Genomic DNA, 17,632 nt, shown 5'->3' with positions numbered 1-17,632 from the left:
TCGGTTAGCGCTGCGTTCACGTACGCTGGATACATGGACACCACCCAGGAGCGCACGGAGGAGCAGAGCTTCCCGTACGACGTCTTCGCCAGGGCCTGTCCCTCCCGAGGCACCCTGGAGCACGTCACCGGTCGCTGGGGCGGGCTCACCCTGTGCGCGCTGCACGAGGGCTCGCTGCGCTTCAACGAACTGCGGCGGCGCGTCGACGGCGTCAGCGAGAAGATGCTCTCGCAGACCCTGCACGCGCTGGAGCGCGACGGCCTGGTGCACCGCGAGGCCCAGCCGACGAACCCGCCCCGCGTGGACTACGAACTGACCCCGCTGGGACACGGTGTCGCCGAACGTCTGAAGGGTCTCGTCGACTTCGTGGAAGACCGCATGGACGATGTCCTGGCGGCCCGCACGCGCTACGACGAGACGCGCGGCGCCCTCTGACACTTCGGGCAGAAGTAGCTCGACCGGTTCATCCACGCCCGCCGGTTCATCGGTGTGGCGCAGCGCCGGCACGGCAGACCCTCGCGGCCGTACGCGTCGAGCGAGCGGTCGAAGTAGCCCGACTCCCCGTTCACGTTGACATACAGGCTGTCGAAGCTGGTGCCGCCCACGGACAGAGCCGCGTTCATCACATCCCGTACGTGGCCCAGGAGTTCGGCGGTGCGCGGACGGGTGAAGGTCGCCGTCGGGCGTTCGTAGTGGACGCGGGCCCGCCAAAGGGCCTCGTCCGCATAGATGTTGCCGACTCCGCTGATCAACGACTGGTCCAGCAGGGCCCGTTTGATCGTCGTGCGCTTGCGGCGCAGCGCCTGGTGGAACAACTCGTCGTCGAACAAGGGGTCCAGGGGGTCACGCGCGATGTGCGCGATGACGTCCGGCAGCCCGTCCGGGGTGGTGTCGTGCAACGACAGCCCGCCGAAGGTGCGTTGGTCGACGAAGCGGAGTTCGGTGCCGAGGGCGTCGGCGAACCGCACCCGGATCCGCAGATGCTTCTCGTCGGGGAACTCGTGCCGCTGCACCAGGAGTTGACCACTCATCCCGAGATGAGCCAGCACCACCTGATCGGTGTCCTCCAACGGCAGCCACAGATACTTGCCGCGCCTGCTGGGGACACCGATCCGATGCCCCTTGAGCCGGTGCGCGAAGTCGTCGGCCCCGGCCACATGACGTCGTACCGCACGCGGATGCAGCACCTCGGCGTCGGCGACCGTGCGATGGGCGACCCACCGCTCCAGACCGCGCCGGACTACCTCGACCTCGGGCAACTCGGGCATGGCATCCCCTGTGGTCACGGGTGAATGAGCCGAGCGCCCGCCCCACTCGGGGACGGGCGCTCGGGTCGCGCTGTTCGGTCAGGCGGACGCCGACGACGTGTCGGCGCTTCCCTCGGCAGCGGGCTGCTCAGCGGCCTCGGCGACCGGGGCGGGCTGTTCGGCCGCCTCCTTCGCCTTCTTGGCGCGCTCGTCCGCGTCGGCCCGGATGGACCGCCAGGCGGACTCGGCGGCCTGCTGCTCCGCCTCCTTCTTGCTGCGGCCGGTGCCGGTGCCGTACGAGACGCCTCCGACGCGGGCGGCAGCAGTGAAGGTCTTCTCGTGATCGGGGCCGGTCTCCGTGACCAGGTACTCGGGGACACCGAGCCCCTCGGTCGCGGTGAGCTCCTGGAGACTGGTCTTCCAGTCCAGGCCGGCACCGAGGTTCGAGGACTTCTCGATGAGCGGGTCGAACAGGCGGTGCACCAGCTCGGAGGCCGCGTCGAGGCCCTGGTCGAGATAGACCGCGCCGATCACCGCTTCCAGGGTGTCGGCGAGGATGGACGCCTTGTCCCGGCCTCCCGTGCCCTCTTCGCCCCGGCCGAGCCGGATGAAGGAGCCGAGTTCCAGACCGCGACCGACCTCCGCCAGCGCACGAGAGTTGACCACCGCGGCCCGCAGCTTGGCCAGTTGGCCCTCGGGCAGGTCGGGGTGGGTCGTGTACAGCGTGTCCGTGACGACGAGGCCGAGCACGGAGTCCCCGAGGAACTCCAGCCGCTCGTTCGTCGGCAGACCGCCGTTCTCGTACGCGTACGAACGGTGGGTCAGCGCACGCACCAGAAGGGCGGACTCGAGGTGATACCCGAGCCGCCCTTCCAACAGCGTGTGGGACGAGGCCGTGTCCGCCTGCTTCTTGGCGACTGAGTCCGCCTTGACGTCAGACATGGAGCCTCTCACCAGCCGCTCAGACCTCGAGGACCTGGCGCTTGTTGTACGTGCCGCAAGACGGGCACGCGATGTGCTGCTGCTTGGGCTCGTGGCAGCGCTCGCACGCAACCAGGGGGGTGACCGCAGCCTTCCACTGCGACCGGCGGTGGCGCGTGTTGCTGCGCGACATCTTCCGCTTCGGAACAGCCACGGCTACTTCTCCTGCTTCTCGTTGGCGCGCGCCGGTCGGGGCGCTTCACCACTGATCTCGTCCTTCTCGCCGTCTTCGAGTGAACCGGCGAGTCCCTGCAATGCCGCCCAGCGGATGTCTACGGCGTCATGGTGGTGGTCCGGGTCGTCCGCGAGCCGCGCTCCGCACTCGGAGCACAGGCCCGGACAGTCGTCCTGGCACACCGGCTGCATCGGCAGTGCGAGCACCACCGCATCCCGCAGCACGGGTTCGAGGTCGAACAGGCCGTCCTCGATGAAGAGCCTGTCCTCGTCTTCCGCTTCCTCGGCGTCGTCGGCCGGTTCCGCTTTCGCGCGGCCACGGTCGTCGGCGTCGGGGTACGAGAACATCTCCTGGAAGTCCGCTTCGAGCGACAGCTCCAGCGGCTCCAGACACCTTACGCACTCCCCCTTGGCCTGTGCACGGGCGGTGCCTGTGACAAGCACCCCTTCCATGACCGACTCAAGGCGGAGGTCGAGCTCCACCGGGGCGCCTTCCGGCACTCCGACGACTCCTTGGATCCCGAGATCCTTGGGGGCGTCGATCGAACGGGTCAGGCGCTGCAGCGCACCAGGACGCCGACCCAGCTCGTGAGTGTCGAACACGAGAGGGTTGCGGTGGTCGAGGCGGGCGTTCAGAGCCATTCCTGTCTTTCGGTCTGCTGAGCTCAAGGAGGCGCTGCCCTTCGGTGCTTCCGGGCAGCGGTGATCGCGGACGTACACGCGACCGAAGAGCCAGGATACTGGACCTTTCGCTCACGGCCCAATCCGGTGGTTCCTTACAGGCCGCGACCCTGCTCGTACGCCCGCAACTGCTCCGCGCTGATCATGCCGGTGTCGAAGAGGCTGGTCTCGTCGAGCGCGTACCCCTGCTGCTGGGCCTGCTGGTCGAGCTGGGCCTGCTGCATCTGGTTCGGGTCGTACGCGGGCTGCTGGCCGGTGTCGTAGCCCTGGTAGGCGTAGGGGTCGGCCTGCTGGTAGCCGTAGGGGTCCTGCTGCTGGGGCTGGGCGTACTGCTGCTGGTACCCGTACGGGTCCTGCTGCTGCGCGGTCTGCTGGTAGTCGTAGGCCGCCTGCGGGGCGTAGTCCTGCTGCTCGGGCTGCTGCTGCGCCGGGACCGGGGTCTCCGTCACGGACGCGAGGTCGGCGAGGTAGTCGGCGTCGCTGGTGTGCTGGACCTGGTTGCCGTCGTCGTCGAAGGCGAGGGCGCCGAGGTCGTCGCTGGCGATCCGGCCGTGCAGCTTCTGCCGGCCCTTGCCGACGGCCTCCAGGGTCTTGGCGAGGACCGCCTCGAAGGCGCCGAGCTTGACGTCCACGTACGCGTCGGCGTCGCGGCGCAGGGTCTCCGGGTCGTGGCTGCGCTCGGGGGCGTCCTCGTCCTCGTAGCCCTGCTCGTCGATGCCCGGGCCGGTGCCGAGCAGCTTCTCGCGGCCGCGGCCGACCGAGCCGAGGGTCTTGGTGAGGACGACCTCGAAGTTGGCGAGCTTGGAGTCGACGTAGTCGTCGGCCTCCGCGCGGATCTCCTCGGCCTCCTGACGGGCCTCGTCGAGGATGCGGTCCGCCTCGTTCTGCGAACGGCGGGCGACCTCGGTGTCGGAGATCAGCGAGCCGCGCTCGGCGTGCGCGGTCTGGATGATCCGCTCGGCCTCCTGGCGGGCCTGCTCGACCATCTCGTGCCGACCGCCGATCAGCTCCTGCGCCTCGGCCAGCGAGTCCGGCAGCGCCGAGCGCACCTCTTCGAGCAGCGTGAGCAGCTCGGCGCGGTTGACCACGCACGAGGCCGACATGGGCATGGACCGGGCGCTGGAGACCGAGGCGACGATCTCGTCGAGCTTCTTCTGCACGTCCACCGTGTGCTCGCCACTCTCTACCGACGTGTTGGAGACGGACGGGTCGACTGTACGACCACTCCCGCCCCGCCCGACACCGGGTGACGCACTGTCATCCCCTCAGCCCTTGCCGAGCCGCTCCCTGAGCGCTTCCAGGACGACGCCCGGCACCAGGTGGGAGATGTCGCCGCCCCACTGCGCGACCTCCTTGACCAGCGAGGAGGACAGGAAGCTGTAGGTGGGGCTGGTCGGGATGAACAGGGTTTCGACGCCCGACAGTCCGTTGTTCATCTGGGCCATCTGGAGTTCGTAGTCGAAGTCGCTGACCGCGCGCAGTCCCTTGACGATGGCGGGGATGTCGCGCTGCTTGCAGAAGTCGACGAGCAGGCCGTGGTAGGCCTCGACCTGGATGTTGCCGAACTCCGCGGTGACCTCGCGGATCAGCCCGATCCGCTCGTCGACGGAGAACATGCCCTTCTTCGACTGGTTGATCATCACTACGACGTGCACGACGTCGTAGAGCCTGGAGGCACGGGCGATGATGTCGAGGTGTCCATTGGTGATGGGGTCGAACGACCCCGGACAAACGGCGCGGCGCACTTGAGTTCCCTCGCTCTCCGGTCCGGTCATCGTGCGTCTTCGCACGTAGAGGCGGCGCGACCGTACCAAAAGGTCCCCTCGCCATAACGACGGGTCCGGATCCCCTCGAAACCGTCCGGCCACCCGAATTCGCCGCCTCTGGTGCTGCGCTCCACGGTGACGAGCGCTTCGTCCGCGAGCCACCCCTCCGTACGGAGTGTGAGCAGAATCTCCCGAAGATCGTGATCTGCGACAACATACGGCGGGTCGAGGAAGACGATGTCGTACGGCTCCGCCGGCGCCGGTGTCCGGACGATCTGTTCGGCTTTGCCCGCCCTCACCTCGGCGCCGGGGAGCCCGAGGGTTTTGACGTTCTCCCTGATGATCCGGGCCGCCCGCGCGTCCGCCTCGACAAGGAGGGTGTGGCTCGCGCCTCGGGAGAGGGCTTCGAGGCCTACGGCGCCCGAGCCTGCGTAGAGGTCGAGGACCCGTTCGCCGTGCAGTGGGGCGCCGAGGAGCGACTGCCAGGTGGAGAAGAGGCCCTCGCGCGCGCGGTCGGAGGTGGGGCGGGTGCCGGTGCCCGGCGGCACGGCGAGTCGACGTCCACCGGCTGCGCCGGCGATCACGCGGGTCATCTTGGGTCCTTGCTTGTGGGCGTCTTCAGGTATCAGTGTGGCTGGTCGGGCCCGCGCGGCGGTAGCCGCACATCGAATACGGCCCCTCGCTCGCAGGTCTCAGCCCTTCTCCAGGTACTGCTCCCTTTCCTCGTCCAGCAGTGCGTCCAGTGCCACACGCAGGCCCGGGAGGTGTTCCAGCTCCGGATCGGCCGCCACCACCGCCGTCGCCTCCTCCCTCGCCTCCGCGATGACCTCGTCGTCCTCGATGACCGACAGCACCCGCAGGGACGTGCGGGCGCCGGACTGGGCCTGGCCCAGCACATCGCCCTCCCTGCGCTGTTCGAGGTCGATGCGGGAGAGTTCGAAGCCGTCGAGGGTGGACGCCACGGCGGTGAGGCGCTGGCGGGCCGGGCTGGCCTCGGGCATCTCGGAGACCAGGAGGCAGAGGCCGGGCGCCGAGCCGCGCCCCACCCGGCCGCGGAGTTGGTGGAGCTGGGAGACGCCGAAGCGGTCCGCGTCCATGATCACCATGGCGGTGGCGTTGGGCACGTTGACGCCGACCTCGATGACCGTGGTGGCGACCAGGACATCGGTGTCCCCGGCGGCGAAGCGGCGCATCACGGCGTCCTTGTCGTCGGGGTGCATCCGGCCGTGCAGCACCTCGACCTTCAGCCCTTGGAGCGGGCCTGCGGCGAGTTGCGCGGCGATGTCGAGCACGGCGAGTGGCGGGCGCTTCTCCGCCTCGTCCTCGGGGGACTTCTTCTTGCCCGCCTTCTTGGGATCGTCCTCCTCGTCGCCGATGCGCGGGCAGACGACGTACGCCTGATGGCCGTTGGACACCTCCTCGCGCACCCGCTCCCAGGCGCGGGCCAGGAAGTGGGGTTTGTCGGCGGCGGGGACGACGTGGCTGGCGATGGGTGAGCGGCCGGCCGGGAGCTGGTCCAGGACCGAGGTCTCCAGGTCGCCGAAGACGGTCATGGCGACCGTGCGCGGAATGGGGGTGGCGGTCATGACGAGGAGGTGCGGGGGCTGCTTGCCCTTGCCGCGGAGGGCGTCGCGCTGCTCGACGCCGAAGCGGTGCTGTTCGTCGACCACGACCAGGCCGAGGTCGTGGAACTGGACCTTGTCCTCGATCAACGCGTGCGTGCCGATCACGATCCCGGCCTCGCCGGTGACGAGGTCGAGGAGCGCCTGCCGCCGGCCGGCGGTCCCCATGGAACCGGTGAGCAGCGTGACCTTGGTGGCCCGCTCGGCCCCGCCCAGCATCCCGCCCTCGGCCAGCTCCCCCATCATCTCGGTGATCGACCTGTGGTGCTGCTGGGCGAGCACTTCGGTGGGGGCGAGCATGGCGGCCTGACCGCCCGCGTCGACGACGGCGAGCATGGCGCGGAGGGCGACCATTGTTTTTCCCGATCCGACCTCCCCCTGCAACAACCGATGCATCGGATGCTCGGTCGCCAGGTCGTCGAAGATCTCCCTGGAGACCTTCACCTGCCCGTCCGTGAGGGTGAACGGCAGGCGGTCGTCGAAGGCGGTGAGGAGGCCGTCCGGGGACGGTTTGCGGGCCACGGCGGGGAGTTGGGCGTCCGTGTGGCGGCGGCGGGCCAGGGCTACCTGGAGGACGAATGCCTCGTCCCACTTGAGGCGGTCGCGGGCGGCGGCGATGTCGGCCTTGGTGTGGGGGCGGTGGATCTTGAGGAGGGCTTCCGGGAGGGGAACCAGGCCGCGGCCCTCACGAAGGGAGTCCGGGAGGGGGTCGACGGCGTCCTGGGCGCTGGGCAGGACCGTCTGGAGGGCCTTGCCGATCTTCCAGGACTCCAGTTTGGCGGTGGCGGGGTAGATGGGGATCAGGGTGCCCGCCCAGGTCTCCACCGTTTCCTCGGTGTCACCCTTCAGCAACTCGTAGGCCGGATGAGCGAGTTGCAGACGGCGGTTGAAGACCGAGACCTTGCCGGCGAACATCGCGCGCGTGCCCGGCAGCAGTTCCTTGTGGGGTTTGTGAACTCCCGAGCCGAAGAAGACGAGTTGGAGCCGGCCGCTGCCGTCCGTGATCGTGACTTCGAGACGCTGGCCCTTGCCCCGGGGTGCCTTGCTGGACGCGAAGGTGTGCAGACGGGCGTCGGCGACCTGGGCGACCACGGTGACGTGCTCGTCCATCGGCAGCTCGGCGAGGTGTGTGAGCTGGCCACGCTCCTCGTATCTGCGCGGGTAGTGGTGCAGGAGGTCGCCCACGGTGTGCAGGCCGAGATGCTCGGCCATCACCTTCGCGGTGGCGGGGCCGAGCACTGATTTCAGTGACTGTTTCAGTGGTTCTTCCAGTGCGGGCACGAGATCCATTGCACACCACGCCACTGACAATCCCGTATACGTCTCGCGAAACCCCTGGTCAGGCGGGTCGTTCCGGCTCTAGGATGGCGCGCTCCGGCCATCCCCCGCGGTCACCGCCTCACAGGGACCGCCCGACCCCCGCGCCGATCGCACCTCCCCCAACCTCGGCGCTGCGACGATGGACTCCCAGACCTCACAGTCATCCCAGGCATCCCAGTCACCTCACACGTTCCAGGTCGACCTGCGCGGTCTGGTGGACCTGCTCTCCCATCACCTCTACTCCAGCCCCAAGGTCTATCTGCGCGAACTGCTGCAGAACGCCGTGGACGCGATCACCGCCCGCCGGGCCGAACAGCCCGACGCCCCTGCCGTGGTGCGGTTGTGCGCCGAGGGCGGCACCCTGCGCGTCGAGGACTCCGGCGTCGGTCTCACCGAGGCGGACGTGCACAACCTCCTCGCCACCATCGGCCGTAGCTCCAAGCGGGCGGACGGGCTCCAGGAGGCCCGCTCCGAGTTCCTCGGGCAGTTCGGCATCGGGTTGCTCGCCTGTTTCGTGGTCGCCGAGCGGATCCGGGTCGTCAGCCGCAGCGCCCGTACGCCCGAGGCGCCGCCCGTGGAGTGGACGGCGACCGACGACGGCTCGTACACCGTGCGGACGCTGCCCGCCGCCGAGCATCCCGAACCGGGCACCACCGTGCACCTGGTGGCGCGCGCCGGGGCCGGCGAGTGGCTCACCAAGGAGCGGGTGCTCGCGCTGGCGCGGGACTTCGGGGCGCTGCTGCCGTACGACGTGCGGGTGGACGGTGAGGCGATCACCGATCTGCCCGCGCCCTGGGACCGGCCGTATCCGAGTCCCGGCAGCCGCAGGGTGGCGCTGGCCCGGCACTGTCACGAGCTGTTCGGGTTCACGCCGTTGGACTCGATCGAGCTGTCCGTGCCGCTCGCCGGGATCCGCGGGGTCGCCTATGTGCTGCCGTCGGCGGTGAGCCCGGCGCAGCGCGCGACCCACCGGGTGCATCTCAAGGGCATGCTGCTGACCGAGCGGGCCGAACAGCTGCTGCCCGACTGGGCGTTCTTCGTGCGCTGCGTGCTGGACACGGACAGTCTGCGGCCCACGGCCTCGCGCGAGTCGCTGTACGAGGACGAGACGCTGGCCGCCGTACGGGAGGCGCTCGGGGAAAGGATTCGCTCCTGGCTGACCGGGCTCGCGGCCGGTGATCCGGAGCGGCTTGCCGCGTTCCTGGCGGTGCACCACCTGGGCGTGAAGTCCCTGGCGCGGCACGACCCGGAGATGCTGCGCACGATGCTGCCGTGGCTCCCCTTCGAGACGACCGACGGACGGGTGTCCCTGGAGGAGTTCGCGCAGCGGCACCCGGTGGTGCACTTCACGCGGACCGTCGAGGAGTACCGGCAGGTCGCCCCCATCGCGTCCGCGCAGGGCATCGGGGTGATCAACGGCGGTTACACCTACGACGGCGAGCTGGTCGAGGCGCTGCCGTCGGTGCGCCCGGGGACGGTGGTCGCCGAGTTGGACTCGGACACCGTGACCGCGCATCTTGACTCGGTGGACCCGGCCGAGGAGCTGGCGCTGGCGGACTTCCTGGCGGCGGCGCGGGCCAAGCTGGACCCGCTGGGCTGTGACGTGGTCCTCCGGGCGTTCCATCCGCTGTCGGTGCCCGCGCTGCACCTGGACGACCGGTCCGCCCGGCACGAGCAGGCCCGCGCGGAGGCCGAGGAGCAGGCCGACGACCTGTGGGCGGGCATCCTGGGCTCGCTGCGGGGCAGCGCGCCCCGCGCGCGTCTCGTGCTCAACCATCTCAACCCGCTGATCCGGCGGATCAGTTCGCTCAAGGACCGGGACCTGATCGGGACGGCCACGGAGTCGCTCTACGGGCAGGCACTCCTGATGGCGCAGCGCCCCCTGCGCCCCGCCGACTCGGCACTGCTGAACCGGGCGTTCATCGGCCTCCTGGAGTGGGCCACACACGGGGAGACACACGGGGAGGGCGACCACTGATGACAGGGATCACGGACTTCGACGCGCTGCGCCGGGCGATGGCCGAGAACTCCGAGGAGCCGGAGGGACCGGCCCGCAACGCGCGCGCGGAGCAACTGCTCGCCGAGGCCGAGAAGTTGGACATCCCGCTCGCGGTGATCGAGGCGCTCGGGCACCAGTTGAAGGTCTACAACTACAGCTCCGAGAAGGACAAGATGTTCGTCCCCTTCGCGCGCCTGCTGCGCATGTGGGACGAGCGGCCCGAGGACTTCGACGAGTACGAGGTCCACTCGCTGCACTGGGTCTTCAAGTGGATGTCGTCCGGCATGCTCGGCCAGCCGCACATCCCGCTCGCGTCGATCGAGAAGTGGCTCGGCGAGATGGAGCACCGCTACCGGCTGGCGGGACATTCCGAACGGGCGGTGCGCAGCGCCGAGTTCAGTGTCGCCTCGCACATCGGGGACCTGGCGCGGGCCGAGCGGGCGTACGCGGCGTGGCTGGCCGCCGACCGGGACACCATGGCCGACTGCCACGCGTGCGAGCTGCACAGCCAGGGCGAGTGGCAGGTGCGGCGGGGGCGGGACGCCGAGGCGCTCGATCTGTGGGCGCCGGTCCTGGAGGGCGAGTTCACCTGCGCCCACGAGCCGCACACCGTCCTGGCGTCCTCCCTGGCCCCGCTGCTGCGCCTGGGGCGGCCCGACGAGGCCCGCGCCCATCATCTGCGGGGCTTCCGTCTCGTACGGCCCATGGAGAGCATGCGGGGCGCGTACGCGGACCATGTGGAGTTCTGCGCGCTGAGCGGCAACGAGGCGCGCGGTCTGGAGCTGCTCGCGGAGCGTCCGGCGTACTTCACGGACTCCGGGAACCCGCGCAGCGGGCTGGAGTTCCTGTCCGTGGTGGCGCTGCTGATGGACCGCCTGACCGTGCTGGGGCTCGGCGACCAGCGGGTGCCGGGGCCGCCCGGCCGGGCATGGACGGCCGGCGAACTCGCCGTCCACGCACGCGTGGAGGCCCTCGCGCTGGCCGCCCGCTTCGACGAGCGCAACGGCACGACGTACGTCGGCGACGGGGCACGCGCGCGCATGGACCAGCGCCCGTCGGTGGAACGGCTGCCCCTGGGGGTGCGTTCGGCGGCCCGGCCTGCCCCGGCACCGGTGGCGGCCGCCACGCTCCCGGAATCGTCCCCGGAGCAGGACCTCGCCGCGCTGCTCACGGAGGCCCGACGGCTGTCGGACACGTTGCGACCGCACGCCGTGGAGGCCTGGTCGGCGGTCTCCCGGGCCGCCGAGGGGGTCGAGCTGGACGCCCGCGACCGGGCCGAGATCGCCGACCACCAGGCGATGGACCGGGGCCCCGAGGGCATCGCCCTCTTCGAGCGCGCCGCCGAGCTGTACGCGGAGGCGGGCGACCCCGGGGAAGCGCTGGCGGCACGCGCGCGTGGAGCGTACGTACGGGCTCTGGCGGGCGAGGTCGACGAGGCGCTCGCGGTGATCGCCGAGCCGTACGACGGGGTGCTGGCCCTGTACTCCGAGAGCGCCACGGGCGTACGGCAGACGGCGGCCGTGCTGATGAGCCGGGCGCGCGTCCTGATGCGGGCCGTGCACGAGGACCCCTCGGTCGACTCCCCCGACGCGGAGGTCATGGCCGCCGCCGAGGCCGCCGTACGGGAGGTGCTGGCGCTGGTCGAGGGGCACACGGGGGACGATGTCCGGCTGGCCGCGCGGGGTGCCGAGGGGCAGGCGATGCTGGCCGAACTCGCGCTGCGGGGCGGGGACGCGGAGACGGCCGTCCGGCTGTTCGCGAAGGCGTCGGCCGCGTTCGTGGGCGCGGGGCTGCCGTGGTTCGCGGTGGAGTACGAGGCCCGCTCTGCCGGGCTCGCCCATCAGCTCGGCGACGTCACGGAGGCGGAGCGGGCGCTGCGGGCGGCCCTGGAGCACGGCGGGCCGTATCTGGAGGCTCCCGGACGGGCCCAGTTGCACCTTCAGCTCGCCGAGGTGCTCGGCGGCCGGGGCCGGTCCCAGGAGGCGGCGGAACACGCCCTGGAGGCGGCGCACTGGTCCGACGAGGCGGGCGAGGGGCCGACGCTGGGCGCCTGGGCACGGCATCAGCTCGGCGGCTTCCTGCTGCGACAGGGCCGGTGGGCCGAGGCCGCGGAGGTGCTGGAGTCGGCGCTGCCCGACCTGAGCGCCGAGACGCACGGCGACGGCGCGGTCGTACAGACGCAGTGGTGGCTCGGTGACTGTCTGAGCGAGCTGGGTGAGCACCGGGCCGCTGCCGAGCGGCGGTTGCAGGCGGCCGAGATCGCGCGGGAGTGGCCCGAGCAGCACGACCACGCGACGCTCGCGCACCTCGCGGCCGAGTCCCTGGGGCAGGCGGGGCTGCCCGTCGAGGCGGATCAGGCGTACGCGCGCGCGGGTGAGCTGTGGCGGTCCCTGGGGAACGTGCACGGGCTCGTCCGCTCGCTGCGCGCCCGCGCCTGGCTGGCCCTGCGCGCGGATCAAAGTCCGGACAGCGCGCGGGAGTTGATGTCGGAAGGCATCGAGGAGTGCGAGGTGGCGCTGCTCGTGACGGACGACGAGGAGGCGCGGCAGCGGCTCACCGGTGAACTCGGCCACACGCACCGGCAGTTCGGCGAGCTGCTGGCGCGTTCCGTCGCCGAGGAGGCCGAGGACACCGCGATCCAGGCCGCGTTCGAGGACGCCCTGGCACAGACGGCGGAGGCCGTCGCCGTGTTCGCCGCCCTCGGGGAGGGCGCCGTGCACACGCGCACCGCCGCCGAACTGGCCGCGGGCTGGCTGGAGGCCGACCTCAGCCGTCCCGCCGACGCGGCGGCACGCGCGCGTGGCGTGCTGAAGGCCTACGAGGGTGCCGACGACGGCGACGAGACGGTGGCCGCGCGCCGCGCCGAGGCGGAGCAACTGCTCCAACTCATGGAGGAGCAGACCGGGCACCAGTAGGGGTCACTCCACGCCGATGAGCAGCAGGGCGCCCTGCCGGCCGCCCCGGTACACCACCGTGTCGACCGCGAGGTACGACTCCCGGACGTGGACCTCCAGGATGTCGGCGACGTCCGCGGGGGCCTCGTCGCCGAGGACGAGGGTGACGAGTTCGCCGCCGGCCGCGAGCATGCGGTCCAGGACGGCCCGGGCGGTGGCCGTGACGTCGGCGCCGATCACGGCCACGTCGCCGTCGACGAGGCCCAGGACGTCCCCGGCCTGGCAGATGCCGGCCATGGTCCAGGACTGGCGTTCCGCGACGGCGACCTCGGCGTAGCGGGTCGCGCCCGCCGCCGAGGTCATGGAGACGACGTCCTCGTCGAAGCGGCGCTGCGGCTCGTGCACGGCGAGCGCGGCGATCCCCTGGACCGCGGACCGGGTCGGGATCAGCGCGACCCGGATGCCCTCGGCCCGGGCCTGCTCGGCGGCCGCCGCCGCGGTCTGGCGCAGGTCCGCGTCGTTGGGCAGCAGCACGACCTCACGCGCGTGTGCCCGCCGCACGGCCGCGACCAGTTCCCCGCTGGCCGGCGGCTCCCCGGGGCGCGCGAGCACGGTGGTCGCGCCGGCCTCGCCGTAGAGCCCCGCCAGGCCCTCGCCGGGGACGACGGCGACGACGGCCCGCTGCGCGCGCTCCCTGGGCGGTCGTTCGGCGCCGGTGGTGTGGACGTCACCGAGCCCGAAGTGGGTGATCCGGATGCGGTACGGCCGTCCGGCCTCGACGCCTGCCTCCACCGCGGCACCGGCGTCGTCGACGTGCACGTGGACGTTCCACAGGCCGTCGCCGCCGACCACGACGAGCGAGTCGCCGAGCGCGTCCAGCCGCTCCCGCAGCCGGTCAACGGCGGTGTCCTCGGCCTCCAGGAGGTAGATCACCTCGAAGGCGGGGCCGCCCGCGCACGGGGTGCCTTCGGGAGCACCGGGAACGGAAACGGTCTCCACGCGTGCGTGCGTGGCGTCGCCGGGCACGCGTGCGTGCGTCTCCAGGGCCGTGAAGACCGGAAGCTCGCCGGTGAACGTCTCGACCAGCGCGGCCAGCACCGCCACCAGCCCCCGTCCGCCCGCGTCGACGACTCCCGCGCGCTCCAGGACGGCCAGTTGCCCCGGGGTCTCGGCCAGCGCCGCGCACGCCCCCTCGTAGGCGGCCCGCGCCACGGTCCCGCAGTCGCCCTCGGTGGCGTCGGCCGCGTCCGCCGCCACCGAGGCGACCGACAGGACCGTGCCCTCGACCGGGTGGGCCACCGCGTGCCGGGCGGAGTCGGCCGCGTGCCGCAGGGCGAGGCGCAGTCCCTCCCCGTCCGTGTGAGTCGTCTCACCGTCGGCGGCGAGCACATGGGCCATGCCCCGCAGCAGTTGCGCGAGGATGGTCCCGGAGTTCCCGCGCGCCCCTATGAGCGCCCCGTGGGCCATCGCGCGGGCTGCGTCGGCCAGCGGCGGCTTCTGCCCGGTCAGGGTGTCGTGTCCGTCGAACAACGCCTCGACGGCCGTCACCGCGGACTCCATGGTCAGGTACAGGTTGGTACCGGTGTCGCCGTCGGCCACCGGGTACACGTTGATCGCGTCGATCTCCTCGCGCGCCCGCCCCAGCGCCCGCAGCGCGAGACCGCACCAGGTGCGCACCGCGAGAGCATCGAAGAATGTCCGCGACACCTGCGGCACCTGCGCCTCCTTGAGCTGCTGGACTGGCACGCAGCGTAGACCCCGGGGCCGTCCGGGCCCGAGGAGGGCCGGAGCGGGCCCCCGACCAGGCATGGTAGTTTCGTTGTACTGGCGCAGTCGTTGTATGCTGCTCCGGTTGCCCGATCCCGATCGGGCCATCCCCCCTGGCAGTGCCACTCAGATCTCACGATCTCGATCCCGGCATGCCGGGATCATCCGTAAGTGCATCTGTGCATCTGAAGTCTTTGGAGTGACCCGTGGCTGCCAACTGCGACGTCTGCGGCAAGGGGCCGGGCTTCGGCAACAACATCTCGCACTCGCACCGCCGTACGCCCCGTCGCTGGAACCCGAACATCCAGCGCGTCCGTACCGTGGTCGGCGGGACGCCGAAGCGCGTGAACGCTTGCACCTCGTGCATCAAGGCCGGCAAGGTCTCGCGCTGACGCACTGCTGAGCGCGCGGCCACTGCTGGTTCGCTGCATCGAGCCGGTCCACCTCGTGTGGGCCGGCTTTTTGCCGTGCCCTGTCAGTAGGTGCCCCGCCGCAGCGCCCACCCGTGGTCCACCGGCCCGATCCCGCCGCCGAGCGCGAACCCCGCCGCGATCGCGCCTGTGACGTACTCCTTCGCCGCCGTCACCGCCTCCGGCACCGACCGCCCCATGGCGAGGTGCGCGGCGATCGCCGAGGCGAGTGTGCAGCCCGTGCCGTGGGTGTGCCGGTTGTCGTGCCGGGGCGCGCGCAGCCAGTGTTCCTCGGAGCCGTCGGTCAGCAGGTCCACGGCGTCACCCGGCAGATGACCGCCCTTGATCAGCACCCAGCGCGGCCCGTACGACAGCACGGCCGCCGCTGCTTCCCGCAACCCGTCCTCCGAGTCGACCCGTACACCGGTCAACTGGGTCACCTCGTCGAGGTTCGGCGTCGCCACGGTCGCCTCCGGCAGCAGGTGCGTGCGGACCGCGTCCAGCGCGGAGTCGGCCAGCAGCGAATCGCCGTGCTTGGAGATGCCCACCGGGTCGACGACCGCCGGGGCGTCCGTCCCCGCGAGCAACTCCGCGACCGTCTCGACGAGTTCGGCAGACGCGAGCATCCCGGTCTTCACGGCCTGTACGCCGATGTCGTCGACGACGCTGCGGTACTGGGCGCGCACCGCCTCCGCCGGAAGTTCCCAAGCCCCTTGCACGCCCAGGGAGTTCTGCGCGGTGACCGCCGTGACGACGCTCATACCGTGCACGCCGAGCGCGAGCATCGTCTTCAAGTCGGCCTGGATCCCGGCCCCGCCACCGGAGTCGGAGCCCGCGACGGTCAGCACGAGGGGCTTCACGACTCGATGTCCCCGAAGTGGTCCCAGCCGCCCTTGCTGGTCCACGGCGCCCCGTCCACCGTCACCTGGGGCAGCGCGGACGGGTTGAGGACCTCGCCGATCACCTTCCAGCGGGCCGGCAGCTTCACGTCCGGTGCGAAGGTCGCCACGATCGCGTGGTCCTCTCCCCCGGTGAGCACCCACTGGATGGGGTCGACGCCGACGGCCTGCCCGATGTCGTTCATCTGCGTCGGGACGTCGATCGCCCCGGACCGGATGTCGATCCGCACCTTGCTGGCCTCGGCGATGTGCCCGAGGTCGGCGATCAGCCCGTCGCTGACATCGCACATCGCGGTCGCCCCGAGCCCGGCCGCCGCCGGACCCGCGTGATACGGCGGCTCGGGGCGCCGGTGCGCCTCCACGAACGCGCGCGGTGAGCGGAAACCCCGGGAGAGCACCGCGTACCCGGCCGCGGACCAGCCCAGCCAGCCGGTCACCGCGACCACGTCGCCGGGCTGGGCGCCACCCCGGGTGACCGGCTCGCGGCCCCGGAGATCACCGAGCGCAGTGATCGACACCATGATCGTGTCGCCGCGTACGACATCGCCGCCGACCACCGAGGCGCCCGCGACCTGGCACTCGTCGCGCAGCCCGTCCATCAGCTCCATGGGCCAGGTGACCGGGAGTTCGGCCGGCACGACCAGGCCGAGGAGCAGCGCGGTCGGTACGGCGCCCATGGCGGCGATGTCCGCGAGGTTCTGTGCGGCGGCCTTGCGCCCGACGTCGTACGCGGTGGACCAGTCGCGGCGGAAGTGCCGCCCCTCCAGCAGGATGTCGGTGCTCGCCACGACCCTGCGGTCGGGCGCGGCGACGACCGCGGCGTCGTCGCCGGGACCGACCCGGACCGCGGGGGTGGTGGTGAGCCGGGAAGTGAGCTCCCTGATGAGCCCGAACTCCCCCAACTCACCGACGGTGCCCTTCATCGTTCGTCCTCTTCTCGTGACGACAGCGCCCGGTCGCGAGCCGTCGGTGTGCTCGGTACGGTCGAGGTGACCGTCAACTTCGGTCGTGCCCGGGCCCCGGCGCGCAGGTCCAGGTCCCCGCGGGTCTCCCCGCGGCGAGCGGCGACGCGATACCGTGGCGTTCCTTTTCCCCACATGATCCTCGTGGCCGCCCTGGAGGTTCCGTGGTACAGGCGTACATCCTGATCCAGACGGAGGTCGGCAAGGCGTCGACCGTCGCCGAGACGATCAGCAAGATTCCTGGAGTGATCCAGGCCGAGGACGTGACAGGACCGTACGACGTGATCGTGCGGGCCCAGGCCGACACGGTCGACGACCTCGGCCGCATGGTGGTCGCCAAGGTCCAGCAAGTGGACGGCATCACCCGAACCCTGACCTGCCCGGTGGTGCATCTGTAGCCCCCGTCTACCCTTGGCCGGTGAACTCTCTCCGTCCCCGGCGCCGTTCTGCCGCCGGGCTGCCCGTGCTCGCCCTGCTGATCACCGTCGCGGGCTGCTCCTCAGCAGACGACAGCGCGTCGGCGGCGGTTCCCTCGCCGGGAGCGAAGGTCACCGGGCTGTGCCGGAATCTGGACAAGGTGCTGCCGTCAGAAGTCGACAGCCAGGGCCGCCGGGATCCCGAGCCCGCGTCCGCGCTGACCGCGGGCTGGGGGAACCCGGCGATCATACTGCGCTGCGGTGTCGTCAGGCCCGCGAAGATGAACGACCCGGAGGCGGACGGCGTCGACGTGAACGGGGTGGGCTGGCTGCTGCAGAAGCAGGACGACGGCGCGTTCCGGTTCACCACGACGCTGCGCAAGGCCTATGTCGAGGTGACCATACCGAAGGACCGCACCGGAGACGGTCTGGCGCCCCTGGTCGACCTGGCGAAGGCCGTCAAGAAGGCGATCCCCGAAGGGATCGCCGACTAG

The 17,632-nt window shown here is 71.3% G+C and carries 17 protein-coding genes; 6 read left to right on the top strand and 11 right to left on the bottom strand.

What is annotated here, in order from left to right; genetic code table 11:
* Positions 1-33: 33 nt before the first annotated feature.
* The gene (locus AB0M63_RS36375) at positions 34-435 is read left to right on the top strand and encodes a helix-turn-helix domain-containing protein (protein WP_355922713.1); all 402 of its coding nucleotides are present in this window, start codon (positions 34-36) and stop codon (positions 433-435) included.
* Here the strand turns inward: AB0M63_RS36375 and mutM are convergent.
* From mutM to recG, 8 genes are all read right to left on the bottom strand, one after another.
* Entirely contained in the window at positions 408-1,268 is an 861-nt protein-coding gene (gene mutM / locus AB0M63_RS36370) for a bifunctional DNA-formamidopyrimidine glycosylase/DNA-(apurinic or apyrimidinic site) lyase (protein ID WP_366022362.1), read from the bottom strand. The genes AB0M63_RS36375 and mutM overlap by 28 nt on opposite strands.
* A 78-nt stretch (positions 1,269-1,346) precedes the next feature.
* A complete protein-coding gene (gene rnc, locus AB0M63_RS36365) occupies positions 1,347-2,201 on the bottom strand; it encodes a ribonuclease III (RefSeq protein ID WP_366022361.1) in 855 nt (284 codons plus the stop codon).
* A gap of 7 nt (positions 2,202-2,208) precedes the next feature.
* On the bottom strand, positions 2,209-2,382 hold the full coding sequence (rpmF, locus tag AB0M63_RS36360; RefSeq protein WP_015657589.1) for a 50S ribosomal protein L32: 174 nt from the start codon (positions 2,380-2,382) through the stop codon (positions 2,209-2,211).
* A gap of 2 nt (positions 2,383-2,384) precedes the next feature.
* The gene (locus AB0M63_RS36355) at positions 2,385-3,044 is read right to left on the bottom strand and encodes a YceD family protein (RefSeq protein ID WP_355922784.1); all 660 of its coding nucleotides are present in this window, start codon (positions 3,042-3,044) and stop codon (positions 2,385-2,387) included.
* A gap of 134 nt (positions 3,045-3,178) precedes the next feature.
* Positions 3,179-4,249, bottom strand: a complete 1,071-nt coding sequence (locus AB0M63_RS36350; RefSeq protein ID WP_355922722.1) for an ATP synthase F0 subunit B — start codon at positions 4,247-4,249, stop codon at positions 3,179-3,181.
* 99 nt (positions 4,250-4,348) lie between these two features.
* A complete protein-coding gene (gene coaD / locus AB0M63_RS36345; protein ID WP_366022359.1) occupies positions 4,349-4,858 on the bottom strand; it encodes a pantetheine-phosphate adenylyltransferase in 510 nt (169 codons plus the stop codon).
* Complete coding sequence (gene rsmD, locus AB0M63_RS36340) at positions 4,855-5,442, bottom strand: 16S rRNA (guanine(966)-N(2))-methyltransferase RsmD (protein WP_355922728.1); 588 nt, start codon at positions 5,440-5,442, stop codon at positions 4,855-4,857. Before rsmD ends, coaD begins: the two co-directional genes overlap by 4 nt.
* Positions 5,443-5,541: 99 nt before the next feature.
* A complete protein-coding gene (recG, locus tag AB0M63_RS36335; protein ID WP_366022358.1) occupies positions 5,542-7,761 on the bottom strand; it encodes an ATP-dependent DNA helicase RecG in 2,220 nt (739 codons plus the stop codon).
* 169 nt (positions 7,762-7,930) lie between these two features.
* Here recG and AB0M63_RS36330 point away from each other — a divergent pair, with 169 nt between their 5' ends.
* Positions 7,931-9,769 carry an HSP90 family protein gene (locus tag AB0M63_RS36330; RefSeq protein ID WP_366022356.1) on the top strand — a complete coding sequence of 613 codons (1,839 nt, stop codon included), beginning with the start codon at positions 7,931-7,933 and terminating at the stop codon, positions 9,767-9,769.
* Positions 9,769-12,705, top strand: coding sequence for a tetratricopeptide repeat protein (locus AB0M63_RS36325; protein WP_366022355.1), 2,937 nt, complete (start codon positions 9,769-9,771; stop codon positions 12,703-12,705). The genes AB0M63_RS36330 and AB0M63_RS36325 overlap by 1 nt, the downstream gene beginning before the upstream one ends.
* A gap of 3 nt (positions 12,706-12,708) precedes the next feature.
* Here AB0M63_RS36325 and AB0M63_RS36320 read toward each other — a convergent pair whose 3' ends face one another.
* Positions 12,709-14,430, bottom strand: coding sequence for a DAK2 domain-containing protein (locus AB0M63_RS36320; protein WP_366022353.1), 1,722 nt, complete (start codon positions 14,428-14,430; stop codon positions 12,709-12,711).
* 227 nt (positions 14,431-14,657) lie between these two features.
* Between AB0M63_RS36320 and rpmB the strand changes: the two genes are divergently transcribed.
* Positions 14,658-14,843: a 50S ribosomal protein L28 gene (gene rpmB / locus AB0M63_RS36315; protein WP_004924906.1), complete on the top strand. Its 186-nt coding sequence runs from the start codon at positions 14,658-14,660 to the stop codon at positions 14,841-14,843.
* Between the two features lie 83 nt (positions 14,844-14,926).
* Here the strand turns inward: rpmB and thiD are convergent, their stop codons facing one another.
* Together thiD and AB0M63_RS36305 are read right to left on the bottom strand one after the other, a co-directional pair.
* Positions 14,927-15,721: a bifunctional hydroxymethylpyrimidine kinase/phosphomethylpyrimidine kinase gene (gene thiD, locus AB0M63_RS36310; RefSeq protein ID WP_366022352.1), complete on the bottom strand. Its 795-nt coding sequence runs from the start codon at positions 15,719-15,721 to the stop codon at positions 14,927-14,929.
* Positions 15,718-16,683, bottom strand: a complete 966-nt coding sequence (locus AB0M63_RS36305) for a thiamine-phosphate kinase (protein ID WP_355922746.1) — start codon at positions 16,681-16,683, stop codon at positions 15,718-15,720. Before AB0M63_RS36305 ends, thiD begins: the two co-directional genes overlap by 4 nt.
* 203 nt (positions 16,684-16,886) lie before the next feature.
* Here AB0M63_RS36305 and AB0M63_RS36300 point away from each other — a divergent pair, with 203 nt between their 5' ends.
* Together AB0M63_RS36300 and AB0M63_RS36295 are read left to right on the top strand one after the other, a co-directional pair.
* Entirely contained in the window at positions 16,887-17,120 is a 234-nt protein-coding gene (locus AB0M63_RS36300) for an Lrp/AsnC ligand binding domain-containing protein (RefSeq protein ID WP_003997603.1), read from the top strand.
* A gap of 20 nt (positions 17,121-17,140) precedes the next feature.
* Positions 17,141-17,632: a DUF3515 domain-containing protein gene (locus AB0M63_RS36295; RefSeq protein ID WP_355922749.1), complete on the top strand. Its 492-nt coding sequence runs from the start codon at positions 17,141-17,143 to the stop codon at positions 17,630-17,632.

The sequence above is a fragment of the Streptomyces sp. NPDC051576 genome (genome assembly GCF_040681835.1).
Lineage (GTDB): Bacteria > Actinomycetota > Actinomycetes > Streptomycetales > Streptomycetaceae > Streptomyces.
This window is presented reverse-complemented; position numbering and strand designations above follow the sequence as displayed.